A 3,230-nucleotide genomic window follows, 5' to 3' on the forward strand; every position below is an offset into this window, starting at 1 on the left:
CCCCACACTACCATCGGCGATGACGCGTTTCACGACTGAGTTCGGTAAGGGATCAGGTGGTTCCACGTCTCTATTGTCACCAGGCAAAACTGGTTAACGCATTGGATACTGTAAGATGCGTCTTGGTTGTCTATACAAGCTACAACCGTTAAATCAATCATTAAACCACTCAGCTGTTCATCTGAAGCTTCCGCTCTCAGACAGCTTTGGCGTTATATGGTCAAGCCTCACGAGCAATTAGTACTGGTTAGCTCAACGCCTCACAACGCTTACACACCCAGCCTATCAACGTCCTAGTCTTGAACGGCTCTTTAGGGACCTTAAAGGTCCAGTGAGATCTCATCTTGAAGGGGGCTTCCCGCTTAGATGCTTTCAGCGGTTATCCCGTCCGAACATAGCTACCCGGCAATGCCACTGGCGTGACAACCGGAACACCAGAGGTTCGTTCACTCCGGTCCTCTCGTACTAGGAGCAACTCTTCTCAAATCTCAAACGCCCACGGCAGATAGGGACCGAACTGTCTCACGACGTTCTAAACCCAGCTCGCGTACCACTTTAAATGGCGAACAGCCATACCCTTGGGACCGGCTTCAGCCCCAGGATGTGATGAGCCGACATCGAGGTGCCAAACACCGCCGTCGATGTGAACTCTTGGGCGGTATCAGCCTGTTATCCCCGGAGTACCTTTTATCCGTTGAGCGATGGCCCTTCCATACAGAACCACCGGATCACTAGAACCTACTTTCGTACCTGCTCCACGTGTCTGTGTCGCAGTCAAGCACCCTTTTACTCTTGCGCTCAATGCATGATTTCCGACCATGCTGAGGGTACCTTCGTGCTCCTCCGTTACTCTTTGGGAGGAGACCGCCCCAGTCAAACTACCCACCACACACTGTCCTCGATCCCGATAAGGGACCTGAGTTAGGACTTCAACGTTACCAGGCTGGTATTTCAAGATCGGCTCCACTTGAACTGGCGTCCAAGTTTCAAAGCCTCCCAGCTATCCTACACAAGTAAGGTCAAAGTCCAGTGTGAAGCTATAGTAAAGGTTCACGGGGTCTTTCCGTCTAGCCGCGGGTACGCTGCATCTTCACAGCGAGTTCAATTTCACTGAGTCTCGGGTGGAGACAGTGTGGCCATCGTTACGCCATTCGTGCAGGTCGGAACTTACCCGACAAGGAATTTCGCTACCTTAGGACCGTTATAGTTACGGCCGCCGTTTACTTGGGCTTCGATCAAGAGCTTCGCCGGAGCTAACCCCATCAATTAACCTTCAAGCACCGGGCAGGCGTCACACCCTATACGTCCACTTTCGTGTTTGCAGAGTGCTGTGTTTTTAATAAACAGTCGCAGCCACCTGGTATCTTCGACCGGCCTCAGCTTAGGGAGCAAGTCCCATCACCAAAACCGGCGCACCTTCTCCCGAAGTTACGGTGCCATTTTGCCTAGTTCCTTCACCCGAGTTCTCTCAAGCGCCTTGGTATTCTCAACCTGACCACCTGTGTCGGTTTGGGGTACGATCCCACATAACCTGAAGCTTAGAGGATTTTCCTGGAAGCCGGGCATCAACTACTTCACTCCATATAGGAGCTCGTCATCAGATCTCAGTCATATAGGAACCCGGATTTGCCTAAGTTCCAAACCTACATCCTTAAACGCGGACAACCAACGCCGCGCTAGCCTAGCCTTCTCCGTCCCCCCGTCGCAGTTATGCGAGGTGCAGGAATATTAACCTGCTTCCCATCGATTACGCTTTTCAGCCTCATCTTAGGGGTCGACTCACCCTACCCCGATTAACGTTGGATAGGAACCCTTGGTCTTCCGGCGAGGGAGTTTTTCACTCCCTTTATCGTTACTTATGTCAACATTCGCACTTCTGATACCTCCACGGTGCCTTACAGCTTCCGCTTCAACAGCTTACAGAACGCTCCTCTACCATGCGTATAAACGCATCCGCAGCTTCGGTCTCTAGTTTGAGCCCCGTTATATCTTCCGCGCAGGCCGACTCGACTAGTGAGCTATTACGCTTTCTTTAAAGGATGGCTGCTTCTAAGCCAACCTCCTAGCTGTCTGAGCCTTCCCACATCGTTTCCCACTTAACTAGAAGTTTGGGACCTTAGCTGGCGGTCTGGGTTGTTTCCCTTTTCACGACGGACGTTAGCACCCGCCGTGTGTCTCCCATGATTGCACTCTTGGGTATTCGGAGTTTGCATCGGGTTGGTAAGTCGGGATGACCCCCTAGCCGAAACAGTGCTCTACCCCCCAAGGTGAGACATGAGGCGCTACCTAAATAGCTTTCGAGGAGAACCAGCTATCTCCGAGCTTGATTAGCCTTTCACTCCGATCCACAGGTCATCCGCTAACTTTTCAACGGTAGTCGGTTCGGTCCTCCAGTTGATGTTACTCAACCTTCAACCTGCCCATGGATAGATCGCCCGGTTTCGGGTCTACTCCCAGCAACTATGCGCCCTATTAAGACTCGGTTTCCCTACGCCTCCCCTAAACGGTTAAGCTTGCTACTGAAAGTAAGTCGTTGACCCATTATACAAAAGGTACGCAGTCACCGAACTAAGTCGGCTCCCACTGCTTGTACGTACACGGTTTCAGGGTCTATTTCACTCCCCTCACAGGGGTTCTTTTCGCCTTTCCCTCACGGTACTGGTTCACTATCGGTCAGTCAGGAGTATTTAGCCTTGGAGGATGGTCCCCCCATGTTCAGACAGGATAACACGTGTCCCGTCCTACTCGATTTCACTGGAAAAGGGTTTTCGAATACGGGGCTATCACCCACTATGGCCAGACTTTCCAGTCTGTTCTTCTAACCCAAATCCAGCTTAAGGGCTGGTCCCCGTTCGCTCGCCGCTACTAAGGGAATCTCGGTTGATTTCTTTTCCTTCGGGTACTTAGATGTTTCAGTTCCCCGAGTTCGCCTCTCTAAACCTATATATTCAGTAAAGAGATACCACTTACGTGGTGGGTTTCCCCATTCGGAAATGTACGGATCAAAACTTGTTTACCAGTTCCCCGTACCTTATCGCAGGTTACAACGTCCTTCATCGCCTCTGACTGCCAAGGCATCCACCGTGCACGCTTATTCACTTGACCATATAACCCAAAGGTGTCTGATCAACTGAATGGTTCTCGTAACGATCGATTTCGCCGGTTGGCGCTTGTATCAAACAATACAAGACAATCTTTATCTTACAGTTTCCAAATTGTTAAAGAGCGTT

The 3,230-nt window shown here is 51.0% G+C and carries 2 rRNA genes; both read right to left on the minus strand.

Annotation, left to right across the window (positions count from 1 at the left end):
• A 5S ribosomal RNA gene (gene rrf / locus XMA152_RS12375) occupies positions 1-84 on the minus strand; the annotation flags it as partial.
• A gap of 132 nt (positions 85-216) precedes the next feature.
• Positions 217-3,105, minus strand: a 23S ribosomal RNA gene (locus XMA152_RS12380).
• Positions 3,106-3,230: the final 125 nt, after the last annotated feature.

It is taken from the genome of Marinobacterium sp. xm-a-152 (assembly GCF_013282965.1).
Lineage (GTDB): Bacteria > Pseudomonadota > Gammaproteobacteria > Pseudomonadales > Balneatricaceae > Marinobacterium_E.